General features: G+C 53.6%; 14 protein-coding genes, 1 tRNA gene and 1 pseudogene. 7 read left to right on the top strand and 9 right to left on the bottom strand.

What is annotated here, in order from left to right; all coding sequences use genetic code 11:
• Positions 1-44: 44 nt before the first annotated feature.
• Positions 45-233 carry a helix-turn-helix domain-containing protein gene (locus tag PDUR_RS30205; protein WP_330217256.1) on the bottom strand — a complete coding sequence of 63 codons (189 nt, stop codon included), beginning with the start codon at positions 231-233 and terminating at the stop codon, positions 45-47.
• Between the two features lie 605 nt (positions 234-838).
• Here PDUR_RS30205 and PDUR_RS29475 point away from each other — a divergent pair.
• The 3 genes and pseudogenes from PDUR_RS29475 (at position 839) to PDUR_RS29790 (ending at position 1,885) form a co-directional block, all read left to right on the top strand.
• Positions 839-1,216 (top strand): tyrosine-type recombinase/integrase, encoded by a 378-nt coding sequence (locus PDUR_RS29475; RefSeq protein WP_218918455.1) that lies wholly within the window; start codon positions 839-841, stop codon positions 1,214-1,216.
• A pseudogene (locus tag PDUR_RS29795) lies at positions 1,213-1,266 on the top strand (hypothetical protein); the annotation flags it as partial. The gene PDUR_RS29475 and the pseudogene PDUR_RS29795, both read left to right, overlap by 4 nt.
• A gap of 220 nt (positions 1,267-1,486) precedes the next feature.
• Positions 1,487-1,885, top strand: coding sequence for a tyrosine-type recombinase/integrase (locus tag PDUR_RS29790; RefSeq protein ID WP_330217263.1), 399 nt, complete (start codon positions 1,487-1,489; stop codon positions 1,883-1,885).
• A 170-nt stretch (positions 1,886-2,055) separates the two neighbouring features.
• On the opposite strand, the gene PDUR_RS10770 is transcribed toward PDUR_RS29790, so the two are convergent.
• Positions 2,056-2,143 (bottom strand) — tRNA-Leu (locus PDUR_RS10770).
• A 180-nt stretch (positions 2,144-2,323) separates the two neighbouring features.
• On the opposite strand from PDUR_RS10770, the gene PDUR_RS10765 reads away from it, so the two are divergent.
• Together PDUR_RS10765 and hisC are read left to right on the top strand one after the other, a co-directional pair.
• On the top strand, positions 2,324-2,758 hold the full coding sequence (locus PDUR_RS10765) for a YhjD family protein (RefSeq protein WP_042209259.1): 435 nt from the start codon (positions 2,324-2,326) through the stop codon (positions 2,756-2,758).
• A 224-nt stretch (positions 2,759-2,982) separates the two neighbouring features.
• Complete coding sequence (gene hisC / locus PDUR_RS10760) at positions 2,983-4,101, top strand: histidinol-phosphate transaminase (RefSeq protein ID WP_081949469.1); 1,119 nt, start codon at positions 2,983-2,985, stop codon at positions 4,099-4,101.
• A gap of 126 nt (positions 4,102-4,227) precedes the next feature.
• On the opposite strand, the gene PDUR_RS10755 is transcribed toward hisC, so the two are convergent.
• From PDUR_RS10755 to PDUR_RS10745, 3 genes are all read right to left on the bottom strand, one after another.
• Positions 4,228-4,443, bottom strand: coding sequence for a hypothetical protein (locus PDUR_RS10755; RefSeq protein WP_042206275.1), 216 nt, complete (start codon positions 4,441-4,443; stop codon positions 4,228-4,230).
• Between the two features lie 141 nt (positions 4,444-4,584).
• A complete protein-coding gene (locus tag PDUR_RS10750; protein WP_025692155.1) occupies positions 4,585-4,902 on the bottom strand; it encodes a hypothetical protein in 318 nt (105 codons plus the stop codon).
• A gap of 118 nt (positions 4,903-5,020) precedes the next feature.
• Positions 5,021-5,593 (bottom strand): xanthine phosphoribosyltransferase, encoded by a 573-nt coding sequence (locus PDUR_RS10745; RefSeq protein WP_042206274.1) that lies wholly within the window; start codon positions 5,591-5,593, stop codon positions 5,021-5,023.
• Positions 5,594-5,981: 388 nt separating this feature from the next.
• On the opposite strand from PDUR_RS10745, the gene PDUR_RS10740 reads away from it, so the two are divergent.
• The gene (locus PDUR_RS10740) at positions 5,982-7,091 is read left to right on the top strand and encodes a YkvI family membrane protein (RefSeq protein ID WP_042206273.1); all 1,110 of its coding nucleotides are present in this window, start codon (positions 5,982-5,984) and stop codon (positions 7,089-7,091) included.
• Here PDUR_RS10740 and PDUR_RS10735 read toward each other — a convergent pair.
• The 3 genes from PDUR_RS10735 to PDUR_RS10725 are packed head-to-tail and all read right to left on the bottom strand — an operon-like array spanning position 7,078 to position 12,963.
• Complete coding sequence (locus tag PDUR_RS10735; protein ID WP_042206272.1) at positions 7,078-10,479, bottom strand: AAA family ATPase; 3,402 nt, start codon at positions 10,477-10,479, stop codon at positions 7,078-7,080. The genes PDUR_RS10740 and PDUR_RS10735 overlap by 14 nt on opposite strands.
• Before the next feature lies 1 nt (position 10,480).
• Complete coding sequence (locus PDUR_RS10730; protein WP_042206271.1) at positions 10,481-11,821, bottom strand: metallophosphoesterase family protein; 1,341 nt, start codon at positions 11,819-11,821, stop codon at positions 10,481-10,483.
• 5 nt (positions 11,822-11,826) lie between these two features.
• Positions 11,827-12,963, bottom strand: a complete 1,137-nt coding sequence (locus tag PDUR_RS10725; protein WP_042206270.1) for a glycosyltransferase family 4 protein — start codon at positions 12,961-12,963, stop codon at positions 11,827-11,829.
• A gap of 326 nt (positions 12,964-13,289) precedes the next feature.
• On the opposite strand from PDUR_RS10725, the gene PDUR_RS10720 reads away from it, so the two are divergent.
• Entirely contained in the window at positions 13,290-14,684 is a 1,395-nt protein-coding gene (locus PDUR_RS10720) for an RsmF rRNA methyltransferase first C-terminal domain-containing protein (protein ID WP_042206269.1), read from the top strand.
• 148 nt (positions 14,685-14,832) lie between these two features.
• Here the strand turns inward: PDUR_RS10720 and PDUR_RS10715 are convergent, their stop codons facing one another.
• Positions 14,833-15,633, bottom strand: coding sequence for a Cof-type HAD-IIB family hydrolase (locus tag PDUR_RS10715; RefSeq protein ID WP_042206268.1), 801 nt, complete (start codon positions 15,631-15,633; stop codon positions 14,833-14,835).
• Positions 15,634-15,663 lie beyond the last annotated feature (30 nt).

The raw sequence follows: 15,663 nt of genomic DNA, 5'->3' as shown, positions 1-15,663 counted from the left end.
TGGCGTTCAGCCAAACCTGGCAGCGATGGGGACGAAGATCCGCCTCATTTTAAAAAACGACCGACCTGGGTGACGGAAATCGCGGGTACAATGCCCCGCTTGACTGCCTCGTCGCGCACTTCGCGCGGGGTCCAGTGACTGATGGGACGGCCGCAGTCTTTGGGGTCTTCACAGGCAATAGCGACGATTTGCACGACCTGCTCTTCCGTGAACGTACGGTCCTCAGTACACAACTTTCATGTCCGCAGTGGCAGCTAACAAAAACGTCATCTACCGGTGTCAAATGACAAGGTCCACAGTTTATTTTGCAGACCTAATTATCGTCCTTCAACTTCATTCTTAAAGCATTGGAAGGCTTCTTATGTATGTATGTCTGTTCCGTTCCTCTACAATTTGGGATGTATAAGCAGAGATTCATGAGGCTTATTATCTTTGACAAATTCGTCTTATCCAACAAAAATGACTTTCATAATAATTACCACTGTTAACTATAAGAAACCGGTTGCCATTTCGTGAACAAATCCCCATTTAGTACATGTAGACACCAACTAATGAGGTTGATGTCGAGCCTAAATAATATTCTTTGACATTTCCATATATAATCTGTTTCAGGTACATTCCTCTAGCCACTGTGAATAACAGAAGCAACGAAGCGGAAGCGCTGTGACGGCCTGAAATGACAGGCATGAGCGAACTACTTTTGGCTGAAATCAACCTGTGGCGGGTTGAATCGTCATGATCGGTTAGATGGTAGCAAGGTTGGGCTGCTAAACCAAGGAGGGATAAGGTTTATGGTAGCAGGCCACTACAAGAAAAGAAAGGCAAGTTCTACATTGTATTGAATTACAAAGATGAAAACGGCAAGCGGAAAAACAAGTGGATCGCCACTGGTCTTCCAGTGAAAGGCAATAAGAAAAAAGCTGAAGGTATGTTATTAGACGCGCGCAGGAATTTTGAGCTCCCTTCCGAAGCGGTTGAAGAAGAAAAGGTTGAGGAAATACTTCTCGGAGGAGCCGAGGAAACAGAAGAGAACGACATTTTATTTGCCGATTTCATGTTGGAATGGCTTGAAATGATGAAGTACCAGGTGGAAGTGACAACTCATGCAGCCTATAGTTTTGCCGTAAAAACCAGGATTGTCCCCTATTTTCGGGAGAAGAGAATTTTTCTGAAAGAACACCAAAGCATCTGCACGACTTCTACCAGTATGTATTGAAAAAGTTTAAACTGACCACCAACACAATGCAGCACTTCCATGCCAATATTCGTCAGGCATTGCAACACGCTTTTAAGATAGATATGATTCATTCAAACCCTGCTGACAAAGTTGATCGACCCAAGAAAAACCAATTTGTCGGAAGCTATTATACCAACGAGGAGCTTAATCAGTTATTCGAGGTTGTAAAGAACGATCCTGTTGAATTGGCGGTATGTTTGGCAGCGTTCTACGGTCTTAGGAGAAGCGAGATTGTCGGATTGAAATGGAATGTCATTAACTTTCAACTTCAAACCATATCTATTCGGCATACCGTTATTCCCGTATCGTATGAAGGGAAACAGATCATCGTGGAGAAGAACCGTGCAAAAAACAAATCAAGCTATCGTACTCTGCCGCTCGTACCTGTCTTTTTTGAACTACTGCTCCGGCTTTGGAAAGAGCAGCAAAAAAAATCGGGCCTTGTTCAGAGATTCTTATCAATACAAATACGAAGATTACATCTATGTGGACAAGTTGGGAGATCGAATCAAGCCTGGATATATTACGCAACATTTTCCGCTCGTGCTCAAGAAGCACGGTCTGAGACGGATTCGTTTCCACGATCTTCGCCATAGTTGTGCGAGCTTATTACTTGCAAATGGTGTCAGCCTGAAAGAAATTCAATAATGGCTGAGGTATAGCCATTATTCCACGACGGCTAACATTTATGCTCATCTTGACTATAGCTCAAAGATTTCGTCGGCTCAGGTTATGAGCAATACATTGCAAATCCCACTCAAGCAAAAAGCTCCTGAACCGTCGCAAGGACAAATTCAAGAGCTCGTTCATTGTTAAGGTGGTGCGGTCGAGAGGACTCGAACCTCCACGGGGGGTTAGCCCACACGGACCTGAACCGTGCGCGTCTGCCAATTCCGCCACGACCGCGTATTTGTTGAGGCTCGCTTACGCGGCCACAAGAGAGATCATACCATGATAACAACTACCAGTCAACACATTTTTTAAAATAACATTTTTTCATAAATTAATGTATAAATATTGCTTTCGTGAATGAATCGGATGTATAATAAGAACAAAGGTTCGCATACTACATTTGAGGTGATTGTGATGGCGACAATTGCAAAGCGTAACCAGGAAGCAACCCAGGAAGAACTGTCCCTTGTCAGAAGCTATCTGCTGCTAACGTTTATTCATAAAGTATTCGAACGCGACTGCCGAGCCATCGGGAAGAGCGGCCTATTTAAGATGCCACAGCTCTATATGGAGATGGTCTCCATCGGAGCCAAGAAGACAGCAGTTATGCTGCAGGAAGTTAAGCGTGAGCTTGATTCACAAAATGTGGTTATTACAACCGTTCGGCAAAATCAGCATGGTGTTGAAGCCGGGTACAAATGCCGGGGTATTGCCGGAGAGATGCAGATTGAATGGCCGAGCTTCCGGCGGGAGATGACGCTGAGAATGCGCGCCTATCTCGGACTTGCCGGAGAGTTCTCGATTCAAGCCCGGGAAGAGCGTTCCGGCCACATGGCTGTATCCATCTGATTGTTCTGCCGGATTAATATCATGATAGCACCAGCCCGATCACGGAAGTGATGGGCTGTTTTTTTTATTTTTATAACAAAACGTCCCATTTCTTCATGAAGTCTCTCCATACGCTGTGCAGCTCGCCCTTTTCATCGGCATGGTTCCTCCGCGTCCGCCTGGCACATATACATATATAGAGAATCCGCATCATTCGCCAGATTATGAAGTTGGGAGGAGCGGCAATGAACAAATACTGGAGTGAGACGATCAAAGGGATTGCGCCGTATGTACCGGGCGAGCAGCCCCGGGCAGGCAGACTGGTCAAATTAAACACGAACGAGAATCCCTACCCGCCTTCGCCCGAGGTGCTGAATGCGATGAAAGCCGCCGTTACCGACAAGCTGAGATTATATCCCGATCCGAACTGTTCCTGCTTACGGGAAACGGCCAGCCGCCACTACGGCATCCCGGCGGAACAGATTTTTGCCGGCAACGGGTCCGACGAAATTCTGGCTTTTTGCTTCAAGGCCTTTTTCGATCCGGGGGATACGATTCTTTTTCCCGATATTACGTATAATTTCTATGAAGTGTACGCCAAGCTGTTCGGGGTATCGTACAGGACGGTTCAGCTGACAGAAAGCTTCGATGTGCCGGTTGACGGCTTCTTCACCAATAATGACGGAGTTATACTGGCTAATCCCAACGCCCCTACTGGCAAAGCCATTCCCCTAGAGAATATTGAGGCCCTTGTGAAACGGAATCGGCAGGCGGTGGTTATTGTAGATGAAGCCTACATCGATTTTGGCGGAGAATCGTCAATTGGACTGATTTCGGAATATGACAACCTGCTCGTTATCCGCACATTCTCCAAATCGCGGTCGCTGGCGGGTCTGCGGATCGGGCTGGCTATGGGACACAGCAGTTTAATTGAAGCGCTCATTCGCGTCAGAGATTGTATCAACTGCTTCACCGTCGACTGGATCGCACAGGCGGGAGCCATAGCGTCTCTTGAAGATACGGAAACGTTCACCCGAAATATTAAGACCGTTATAGCCACCCGCAGCCGGATCACCTCCCTCCTCCGTCAAGCTGGATTTGAGGTGGTAGACTCTAGTACGAATTTCTTGTTAGTCTCCCACCCAAAGGTAGAGGCCGACATTCTAAATGAAGCTTTGCGGAGACAGAACATTTTCGTGCGTCTTTTTCCAAGGCCCAGGATCGATAAATATTTGCGTGTGACGATTGGAACGGATGAAGAAATGGATATTCTATATGAAGCGCTGCTGGACCTCGTACATGGTACTCAGCTGAAAGTATCTAGAATCGGACAAAACTCGGACCCAAGTGATAAGTCTGGGTGAGTAAGTGAATGTGAGTAAGTGAATGTGAGCAAACAGTAAACAACTTGCCAAAAACAAATGGCTTTCGAGATTTTATCTCGAAAGCCATTTTAACTGTGCTGCTTTGGAACTTGTCCATTGCTCACATTATCCAAAAATATTGCGTCTCGGCTCGGTGTTGGGCTGAAAGCTATAATTCCGGTCCAGCTTGACCACCCTCCGGTTAGGTCTGCGGATCATAACCTGGCTGTCGTCCCACGCAATAACAATCCCGATAACGTCATTGCTCTCCAGAGCATCGCGAATGACCCGGATCTTCTCACCTGAAACGCGGTATTTATTCAACTGCTCATCGCTGATCATGCGGAGTTCTCCTCTCATCCGGAACACCATCCATAAGTATCCGAATCGGATTATGACATAAAAAAGACCGCAATGAAAGATCATTGGGTCTCATTTAAATAATGAGGTATGCACATATCTATGCACCTCTTTGTGTTTGACCTATATCAGCGCTTCATTCTTCTCAAACCAGAAGTCCAGAACTTTTGCGGACATCACACGTTGTTCCAGATACTCTACTTGTTTGGCTGTAAACTTCTCTCTCCAGGCAAAGTCCAGTTCTTCACACAAGCCTGCGATAGTCAGAAGTTCAGACCAAGCAACATAGCGTTTGTACCAAAAGAATTGAGGATGTTCGATCATATAGGGATACAGATCGTCAAACTCCGTGTGCTTGCAATCGAGCGCACGCTCGAAGTGATCCTTGGCCTCGGTTAATTTATCAATAAAGAATTGTTCTGTCACCGGTTCTTTCCCCATTGTGACGCCTCCTCTCCTATGTCTGACTTTATTATAAATGAAAATGTATGGGGTGGAAAGCAATTGTTATAAAAATAGGCATTGTTCTCAGATTCGTCACGATTTGTAACCCGATAGATTACTGCTCGAATTCGATTCTTCCGCCAGCAAGGGACTTAATTTTTATAAGCGATTCCAGACGTACACCCTGTTCGCGGATCGTACGGGCACCGGCCTCAAAGCATTTTTCCACAACCACCCCAAGTCCGACGAGCTCCGCTCCCGAGCGATGAATAATCTTGATCAGGCCGCGTGCCGCATCGCCGTTGGCGATAATATCGTCGATGAACAGAATTTTGTCCTCGGGCGAAATAAATTGGCGTGAAATCATTATGTCCGTGACGATCCCCTTCGTAAACGACGGAACCCGCTCGCACAGCGCGTCAGGGTCGGCCAGCAGTGTTTTCTTACGGCGCGCAAAGACAAGCGGCACCTTCAATTCATACGCGGTGGCAAATGCAACGGCAATACCTGAGGATTCCACGGTAACCACACGAGTCACTCCCTGTTCTGCAAAGAGCTTCGCAAATTCCCGTCCCATCTCCATTGTCAGCTCGGGATCAACCTGATGGTTGAGCAGCCCGTCCAGCTTCAACACCTGATCGGAAACGACAATCCCTTCCTCCAAAATCCGCTTTTTCAATATTTCCATGACGCTTACGCCTCCATTATACATTCTTGTTCGGACGTTCCACTGTCAAATTCCCGCAGGCGAAAACAGGCGGAAGTCATGTCCTTCTGCTCAACATCATAACCTGTACTATGCGGAGTACACAAGCATATGGAGCAATGCGCATCCGAAAGACTGATTTTTTAGGCTTCACAAGTTGGCAAGCCCCTGCATCCATACCAATTTTGCCGGAAAATCAGATGATGCAGCTGCTACTCACAAAATTTAGCGTGCAGATTCAAACCCAGTTTTGCCGAAGTGCAATCCATGCGGTTTAAGCTTGCAAAACTTTAGTGTACGCTTCCGATGCCAGTTTTGCCGAAGAATATCCAATGCGGTTTAGGCTTGCAAAACTTTTAGGAGGAGAGTTATGAGACAAATGCTCCGCACGCTGCAAATCGCCTTTACTTATATTGGCACTATTGTGGGAGCCGGATTCGCCACCGGCCAGGAAATTCTCCAGTTCTTCACGCAGTACGGCCGCTGGGCAACGCTGACCATTGTGTTCGCCACAGGGGTCTTTATCTGGCTCGGCACGAAAATGATGATTCTAGCCCAGCGGATCGGAGCGGAATCCTATGAGGATTTCAACCGCCATCTGTTCGGGAAGAACGTAGGCGGCATTATCAGCCTGTTCACCCTGGTTATTCTGATCGGGGTGAACAGCATTATGCTGGCCGGAGCGGGCGCGATTTTTGAGGAGCATCTCGGGCTCCACTATCAAACCGGGCTGATACTGACCGTAATCGGCTCTTATCTTCTTCTGAAAAGAGGCATTTCCGGCATTCTGCAGATGAACAGCATTGTCGTTCCCTTGATGCTGACCTTGTCGCTTATCATTATTTTCAACACGCTTGATCATCCGGGATCGCATCACTTTTTGCAGCTTGGTACGGAACGCAGCGCCTTTGCCGCCGGGCTGTCACCGTTTCTGTATACAGCATTCAATCTGGGAATGTCGCAGGCCGTCCTCGTTCCGATGGCTCGGCATACCCAGAATGAACGACCGCTTGTCTATGGCGGCATTCTCGGCGGTCTGGGTATCGGTTTTATGCTGATGGCGGCGCATTTTGCCATGAGCGCGCATATGCCGGGCATCTTGAAGTTTGAGATTCCGATGGGCAGCATCGCTTTCCGTCTCGGAGCGCTGGTGCAGCTTGTGTATCTGGTGCTGATCTTTCTGGAAATATTCAGCACCTTTGTCGCCGATATTTACGGCGTCACGCTTCAACTGGCGCAGCGCCTCTCGATCTCGTCCGCCTTCATTAAACCTGCGGTCATGCTAACCTGCTATGTCTTCAGCCAGTTCGGCTTCAGCTCGCTGCTGGCGCTGTTCTATCCCATGTTCGGGGCACTGTCGCTCGTCTGGGCGGTTAAATTAATCCTTGCTCCCATGGTTCCGCCGGGCAAATCGGGGGCACCTCCAAAATCGGAGCTGCTGCCCGCCTCCAAACCGGTTCCGCGATCTACACGGAGATAACGGAGGCATCCGTCACCAGCCTGGCGGCCGCCTCGGCGACATGACGATGGCAGGTCAGCATTACGACCTGGCGGGAAGAGGATAGCTCGCCAAGCAGTGATAGCGCCGCATGCAGACGCCGCTCATCGAAATTGACGAACAGATCGTCAAACAGCAGCGGCAGCGGGTCCTGCCGGTCCATCGTTCCCGCAAGAGCCAGACGCAGGGCCAGATACAACTGCTCCGCCGTTCCCCGGCTCAGCAGCCCGCTGTCCAGCAAGCCGGCTTCCCGGTGCTCCGCTTTCAGTTCTTTCTTCCCAAGCGTCATGACGACGCGCCGGTACTCTCCACCGGTCAGCCGCTCGAAATACGAGGAAGCCAAGGCCAAAACCTGCGGCTGCTTCTCACGCTCGTAAATGCGTCTAGTCCGGCTGATCAATTCCGCCGCGAGTGCAGAAACGGCATATTGTTCGGCGATCCCCCGCAGCGCCGCCTTCTGCTCCTCCAACTGCTGAAGCGTTGTATCCTCCCGGCAGACCTTCTTCAAGCTCTCCCTCTCCTGCAGCAGCCTGCCCCGAAGCTGAAGCAGGGCGTTTCTTCGCTCCTCGAGTTCGGCAAGGCCCAACTCCTCCCGCTTCCTGTCTTCCTCCAGCGTATAAGCGTCCTTTAGTTCAAGCAGTTCCAGGAGTCCCTGCCTTTCTTCCTCGTCCCTGCCTCCGAACATAGCCAGCTCCCAGTGCCGGAGCGACCGCTCCAGCTCCCGGCGCCGGGACAAGGCTGCAGCCCGGCGAAGCAGGTCTTCGCCGTCTTGCGCCCCGCCTTCGCGCAGCAGATTACCACAAATCTGGCGCAGCCCTTCCTGTTCCCGCCGATTCTCTTCCAGTTCCTCCTCCGCCCCGCGCAGCCGGTAGATCAAATCTTTCCGGCGCAGAAGCGCTGTCTTAAGCAGCTCCCATGCTGCGGCTCTCTCCTCCAGCCAGCGGACCGGTGAAAGATGCGTGGGGGTAACAGGTGAGGTCCCAGGCGGTACAGCGGGAGAAGGCGGCTCTCCGGAAAGCGAAGCAACTCTAGCCCAGATTTCGGATGACGCACTATCCGGTTGTGAAGCGCGAGTAGGCATAGATGGCGTTAAATCAGGCTCTCCAATGCCGTATAGCGAAGCAGCGAACGATGCAGCATCAGACAAAATCACGGACGAAGCGTGAGATATACTTGCGTCCGGCTTCTGCGCAGCCTCTTCTGAGGCAGAAGCCGTTTGCTCCGCAGCTTCTCCGGCTTCCGCCATCAGGAGCAGGCATTCCTCTTCAAACGCCGCAGTTTCCCGTCTCAGCTCGGCTATCCGAAGCTCAAGCCCGTCCTCCCTGCGCAGCAGCTCATTCCCCTGCTCCGCCAGCCTGAAAATGTCGGGCAGCCCTTCCGGAGACAAGTCCTCCGGCAGGTTGCGGCGGCGGAGCCATTCCTCGAACCGCGCTGACGTGCCGCGGAAATCTTCTTCAGCCGCGTCCATCTCGCGGACCAGCGCCTGCTCCTGACCGGCCAGCACATCGGCTTCCGTGCGGCGAAGATCCCGCTCGCCGCTCAGCCGCTCGGCGCACTGGCGCCAGGACGTCCAGGCGTCCATCAGCCGCCGCAGCTCCTTCATGCCCGCCTCCAGCCCGCCCGCATCCGGGCTGGCCGGCAAGGCGCGCGACCGGCGCTCCGGCCGCGCATCCCCGCTCTCCGCCTCCGGCCCGGAGAGCAGCAGCCCCCGCAGCCTCAGCATCTCGGCTGCGGCTTCCTCCCCGCCGCTGACGGGCGGCGGGGAGGTCTGCCGGCGCGCACCGCGTCCGCCGGCAAGCAGGGCCAGATCGGCGGCGGCCAGCACGCCGATCGCGATCCAGACGCTGACCGGCGGAGCCCCGGTCAGCCACAGCGCCGCCGGCAGCAGCGCGGTGAGCGCGGCCGCGGCGGTTCGGCGGCTGCGTGCGGCCCCAGCTGCGCCCGGCTGCGCTTGCCGCAGCTGGGCCTCGCGCCAGCGCTCCGCGGCCTGCTGCAGCTCGTCCCACAGCCGCGCCGTCTCGCGCAGGCTTATGGGCCGCAGCGCCGCGAAGGATGCGGCGCCTTCCCGCTGCTCCCGCGCGAGCGAGCGCTCGGCCTGCTGCAGCGCCGCCTGCGCCGCAGCAAGGCGGACGCGCAGCGACTGCCGCTCGGCGGCGAGACCTTCCATTCGCCTGTCATAAGCGGCGAACTGAACCCCGAAGCGGCGGGCGGCTTCACGGTCCGCTGCGGCACCGGCGAAATCCGCAAGCTCCCCGGCGGTCCAGCCAGGATGTATGCTCCGCAGGATACGCTGTACATGCTCGCGCAGCAGCTTCCGTTCCTCTTTCAGCCGCCGCAGCTCCGTCTTCCAGTTCTCATAGCCGCCTTGAGCGCGGAGAAGACGCTCCAACCGGGGACCCTGCGCTTCCAGCAGGGGGTCCTGAGCTGTCCCGGCCAGCTCCTCCTTCAGATCTAAGACCGTTCGTTCGGCGCGGGCCGCCGCCTGCGCGGCGCTACCGGTCCGTGTCTGCAGATCCCGCCAGCGTTCCGGAGCATCCTCGGGAAAAGACGGAAAGTCCGGCAACTCCCTTAATTCTTGGCGGGCGGCTTCCCATTTCAGCCACAGCTCACGGATGTCAATCGCTTTGCGCAGGCGTGTCAGCCCGGCCCCTTCCTCGCGGCGCCGCCGCTCCAGTTCTTCAAGCTCACTTTCCGCAGCCCGCAGCGCTGCGGTATTGTCATTATAACGCGGAAGATAAGAACGGCTTTCCGCAATCTGCCGTTCCAGCTTTTCGATCGAATGGAGAGTCTTCGCCGCTTCCTGCGTCCTGCCCCTAGGCTTGTAGAGCTTCTCCGCCTCTTGCTGGAGACGCCGCTCCGCCCGCAGAATCTCTCCTCCGCCGCCGATGCCTGCGTGAAACAAATAGCTGCTCATTTCCTCGGACTGCAAGGTTCCAAGCTCCTGAAGCTCGTCCAGCGTTACCGCAAAGAGCTGGCGGAACATGGTCCGGGATAATCCGCCCAGCAGACGTTTCTCCAATTCCTCCTGTCCCAGCTCTTCCACACTTCCGTCGACGCCGCTGAACGTAATCTTAAGCCTGTCGCCCCTACCGCCCTCCGAACCTCCGGCGTACCGCCGGATGCTCCAAGCGTTTCCTTGTCCGTCCCGGGCGGTCAAGACGCCGCCGTGCAGGCCGCCGTGCACAGGCTCTAATCTTTCCGCCGGATAGCTCCTTCCGGGAATTCCGAAGAGCATGGCGCGAATAAACTGCAGCATCGTAGATTTGCCGGCCTCATTGGGGCCGTACAGCACCGTCAATCCCTCTGACAGCTCCAATTCCCTGCCGTGAATACGGCCGAAGCCGCCGATTTCAAGCTGCTGAATTCTCATCTTACCGACCTCCTTGGCGGCTGCCGGGCCGATCATTGCTTTCTTCATCCGGTTCCAGGGTATCGCTGAGCAGGGTCACGGCCGTTTCGGCCGCCCTTGTCAGCCAGACGCGCATATCGTCTTCCCTGGCTTCAGCCAGCATCCGCCTTAGCTCACGGTTCTCCCCAAGGGGTGCCAGGGCGGTCCGGACAAGCTCATCCAGCGCTGTGCCATCCCTTGAGCTTTCCTCCGCCAGACGCATCAGCTCGCCGAGAAAGCTGTCCTCCGCAAGCAGACGTTCGCGGCTAACTTCGGTTCCGGATTCAAGCGAGAAGCCTTCCGGCCAGACAAGCCCTTGGAACCGTCCTTGTTCCGCCCGCAGCGCTTCACGCCGGCGAAGCTCATCCAGCAGATCTCCCGCTGCCCCTCTTTCAGAGAGAATCCGGTGAACAGCGCCCCGGCCGGTGATCCGGAAACGGACGACAGACATCATGTTCAGATGCTCCTCCCGGATTTCTTCCACCGCCTGTTCCACTGCCTCTACCCATTCAGTTTCCCTGACCATATGATCAATCGAAATATCCCGAATCAGGAAACGGACCTCATCCAGTTCCTTGAACCGCAGGGCAGCGATTCCGCCGTCGTCCACATCCACAATACAGCAGCCCTTTGGTCCTGTCTCCTTAACGCTGCGTCCCTGGATATTTCCCGGATATACGATAAAGGGACGTTCATGCAGAACCCGGCGCTTATGGATATGGCCGAGCGCCCAATAGTCGAAACCGGAGTCAATCAAATCCCTGCGTGTACAGGGGGAATAAGTCTCATGTGCCGGATCGCCATCGACATTGGCGTGCAGAAGCGCGATATGGAACAGCCCGCTGTCCTCCTTCCGCTGAAAGCGCAGCGAGGTGTTTTCCGTCACCTTGGCCGTAGGATAAGAGATTCCGCTGACAACTGCGGCCTCCTGCCCATCGGTGCGGCGTACGGCGATAACCTGCCCCGGCTTGTCGGCGCCGAAGACCGTGACGTTATCCGGAAGCTCCATTTGAAGACGCAGACCATCCAGCGGATCATGATTGCCGTGAATGAGGAAGACCGCGATTCCGCTTCTGGACAGCTCCAGCAGCGCTTCCTGAAAGCGCAGTTGGCTCTGAAGCGAAGAGTCGGCAGAATCATAGACGTCTCCGCTGATGACGACAAAATCGACCTTTTCCGCCAGCGCCACGGCAACAAGCCGCCCCAGGGCGGCAAAGGCGGCTTCCCGAAGATAGTCTCTAATGAGTCCCGGGATATGGGACAAGCCGGTAAACCGGCTGTCCAGATGCAAGTCCGCGGCGTGCAGAAAACGAAACGGGATCATGCCGTTCACTCTTTGCTGCCGGTCTGAAGCTGCAGATACGTCTTTTTCAGTTCATTGGCGATGCGGGTCAGGGAGTACAGATTTTTAGCTTTGTCCCATGCCGAACGGGACAGCTCATAACGAAAGGCTGGATCTGTGATGACCTTCTCCAGAGCATCCGCCAAGGCAATCACATCATCGGGCTTGACAAGCAGGCCGTTGATACCGTCCTCGATCTGCTCCGGGATACCTCCGACGTCTGTTCCGACGAGTGCCAGACAGCTCAGCGCAGCCTCCGCGAATACGGAGCCGAAGGCTTCCGCGCGGGATGGCAGCACAAAAATATCGAAAAATGGCATGAATTCTTCGGGATGCAAGGTATAGCCGTAAAAAATGGTTTCATTATATATACCGAGCGACCTCGCCAGATTCTCCAGATCGGCACGGGACGGTCCGTCGCCGATAATATGCAGCACATATTCGTGACCGCGCTTTTTAAGCTCGGCACAGGCGTTGAACAGCACATCGATCCCTTTGGCCGGAACGAGCCGGGTAACGGTCACCAGCTGTGGAACATCGTTTTCATGCGCCACCGGCTTAAACCTTTTTTCGTCAAAACCGTTCGGGATGATCTGAATACGCGACGGGTTCTCCGTATAATGCGACATATATTCCGCAAAGGACTGTGACACGGTCATCAGCCGATCGCTCACATACTCCAGTTCCCGGTAAATCAAAGTCAGGAACTGATGCTCCAGCCCGTCCTCGGCGATTTTTCCGTTCAGAATCAGCTCGCGTTCGTAGCTGGAGTGGACCGTCTGGACAAGCGGCACATCCGGAAACACTTTCTTCATTGCCATTCCGGCTATTGGATGATGCGCGTGGATCAGATCGAACCGCTTGTTCAGGCGCAGCTTTGTCCACCACAAATAATCGCGGTAGGTCTGGATATATTTTTGTACGATCGGACTCTCGCCGTAAGGCTTCCAATCGAAAGTTTCAAAGACGATTTCGTCACTGCCTTTTCCACGGATGCGCTTGGGCAGCCAGAACAGTTCCATATCCCAGCGGCTTGATCGAAAGCGTTCCTGCAAGTAGGGAATCATTGAGGATACACCGCCGGGCTGCTCCGGCGGAAAGAAGAGCGCTTGCAGAAGATTCATATGGTAAGTCCCCTTTTCTATTGCCCAAGAAGAAACAACTTCTCCGTCCCTTCAGGGATGGTGCCGTTACTCATAGAAATAGAAGAACACGATATAAGCATTAGAGCTTATAAATTCTTATATTTTCAAAAACGGCCTTGCTTGGCAATTATGATATAGTTAAGCATATGTACACAGGCACTGCTTACGTTCCTAATTAGATTTTATCGGCATCCGCCCTAAACGGCAACACACAAAACCGTTACCACTCGCCGATGAAGCCGCAATGCCTTGTGCCGCAACGCTTCATTCCTCTTGATTAAAATGAAAAAAAGGAGAATGCAACAATGAATAAGGAAATGCTGCCCGCAGCTTACACAGCCATGATCGGAGAGATGCTGGGAAGCGAAACGGACGCCTTTCTGGATACATATGCAGCGCCAAAGACCCAAGGATTGAGAATGAATGGGCTAAAAACCCGCACAGCTTCGGGGGAAAAAGCTGCCGAAAAAACTGTGCGTCTATTCGGCCTACAGCCTGTTCCCTGGTGTCCCGAAGGCTATTACTACGAGGAGCCCTCGCGACCGGGACGCCATCCTTATCATGAGGCCGGATTATATTATATCCAGGAGCCATCGGCTATGACCGCCGCCGTACTACTGGACCCGCAGCCCGGTGAGACGGTGCTTGACCTTGCCGCCGCTCCCGGCGGCAAGACTACCCATATCGCCTCCCTGATGAAAGGGCAGGGACTGCTCGTATCGAATGAAATCCATCCTGAACGGGCCAAAATCCTGGCGGAAAATGTGGAGCGGCTGGGTCTTTCGCATGCGCTTGTAACCTCCGCAAATCCTGACGATCTGGCACGGCGTTTCCCGGAAACCTTTGACCGGATTATGCTTGACGCCCCCTGCTCTGGAGAAGGAATGTTCCGTAAAGATCAGGGAGCGATTAGCGAATGGTCGCCGGGGCATGTGGAGATGTGTGCCGCCAGGCAGTGGGATATAGTGCAGGATGCGTATACTATGCTGAAGCCCGGCGGACGGCTTGCCTATTCAACCTGTACGTTCAACAGGAAAGAAAATGAAGAGCTGATCGCTCGGCTGACGGCATCCTATCCCGATATGGAGCTGCTGGCGGCAAAACGGCTGTGGCCGCATCAGGACAAAGGTGAAGGGCATTTTGTGGCCTTACTGACCAAGGGAGGAACCCCTGACCCTGCAACCGCTGACACGTTACAAGGCTCCGCGAAACGCGGGAATCGGAGCGGGAAAGGGCGCGCCGGCGGAAGAACGGAAGCCGCCGCCCAAGCCTCGTTCCAGCAGTTCCGGGAATGGGCTGCGGCAGAAATCCCTGGATTCCGGGCAGAAGGCGTTCCGGTTCTGTTCGGGGATTCGCTCTACCTGCTCCCCTCTTCGTTTGGCGAATCCTTTTCCCTGGAACTGCTTCACGGACTACGTATTCCCCGGGCAGGCCTCCATCTGGGCCATCTGAAGAAGAACAGGCTGGAGCCTGCGCATGCGCTCGCTATGGCTCTTTGTCCGGAGCAGGCAGCGCGTTCATTCGAGCTGGACCCGGAAAGCTCCGAGGTACGAAGCTGGCTGCGGGGCGAGAGTCTGACCGTACCTGGCGATCTGCAGGGCTGGACGCTGGTCACCGTGGATCATTTGCCGCTTGGCTGGGGCAAAGCAAGCTCCGGTCAACTCAAAAACCATTACCCGAAAGGACTGCGGCAGCCTTAGAGCAGCCCGCTTATTAAAGCGAATTAGGAGGCTGACCGGTACGGCAAGGGCCCTCTCCACATACGTATTATACGCCCTGTTAATAAAAGAGTGCTCTTGGCCGCATGGCTAAAGAGCACTCTTTTATGAAAAATTCGATCGATGTCTCTTAAGACAAGCAATATTTAATGAGCGCCTCCGATACCCCATTCTCGTTATTGGTGCCGGTGATGGCGTCTGCCGCCGCTTTGACTTCAACCGGCGAATTGTCCATAGCGATCCCGAGGCCCGCGAAAGTAAGCATCGAAATGTCATTATAGTAGTTACCGATAGACAACACGTCCTGCTGACGGATGCCAAGCTGCTTAGCCAGCTGCTTCAGCGCGTTGCCTTTTGATGCTTCGTGATGCATTAAGTCAACAAAAAACTCTCCGCTCCGCTGGATATTAAACGACTGAATCCATTTACCCCACTCCCGCTCTGCTTCATCCATCATTTCCGCTGTGGAAAATACGGTGAATTTGACAATCGGTTCACGAAACTCTTCCCATGCCGGCAAGGACGCGGGAACAAGCTGAAGATGCTCATACATAAAGTGGGCTTCTTTGGTCAGATGCGCCACATTGTCAACATACAGCTCAAAAGCGGTGTTCACGTCAAAATGGATATCGCGTTTGCGGCAGTACTCAATATACGGATCAAGTCCGCGTCCGTCCATGGGGTACTGATGAATGACCTCCTGATCCTCCACCCGCACGGTGACGGCGCCGTTATCGGCAAGCACATAACCGGTCAGTCCCATCTCCTGCATAATTGGAATGGCGTTCTTCGGGTTTCTTCCCGTACACAAAACGACCCGGGCTCCCTGTCTGGTAACTTCGGCCACCGTCCTTTTATTCTCGGGGCTCAAGCTATGATCGTCATTCAGCAGCGTACCGTCTACATCGAGCGCTATAAGCTTATATTTCATTCTTCACCATCCCCTAAGCATCATTTATCT

It is taken from the genome of Paenibacillus durus (assembly GCF_000756615.1).
GTDB classification, from domain to species: Bacteria; Bacillota; Bacilli; order Paenibacillales; family Paenibacillaceae; genus Paenibacillus_AQ; species Paenibacillus_AQ durus.
The sequence above is the reverse complement of the archived record's forward strand: the minus strand, read 5'-3'. Positions and strand labels throughout refer to the sequence as shown.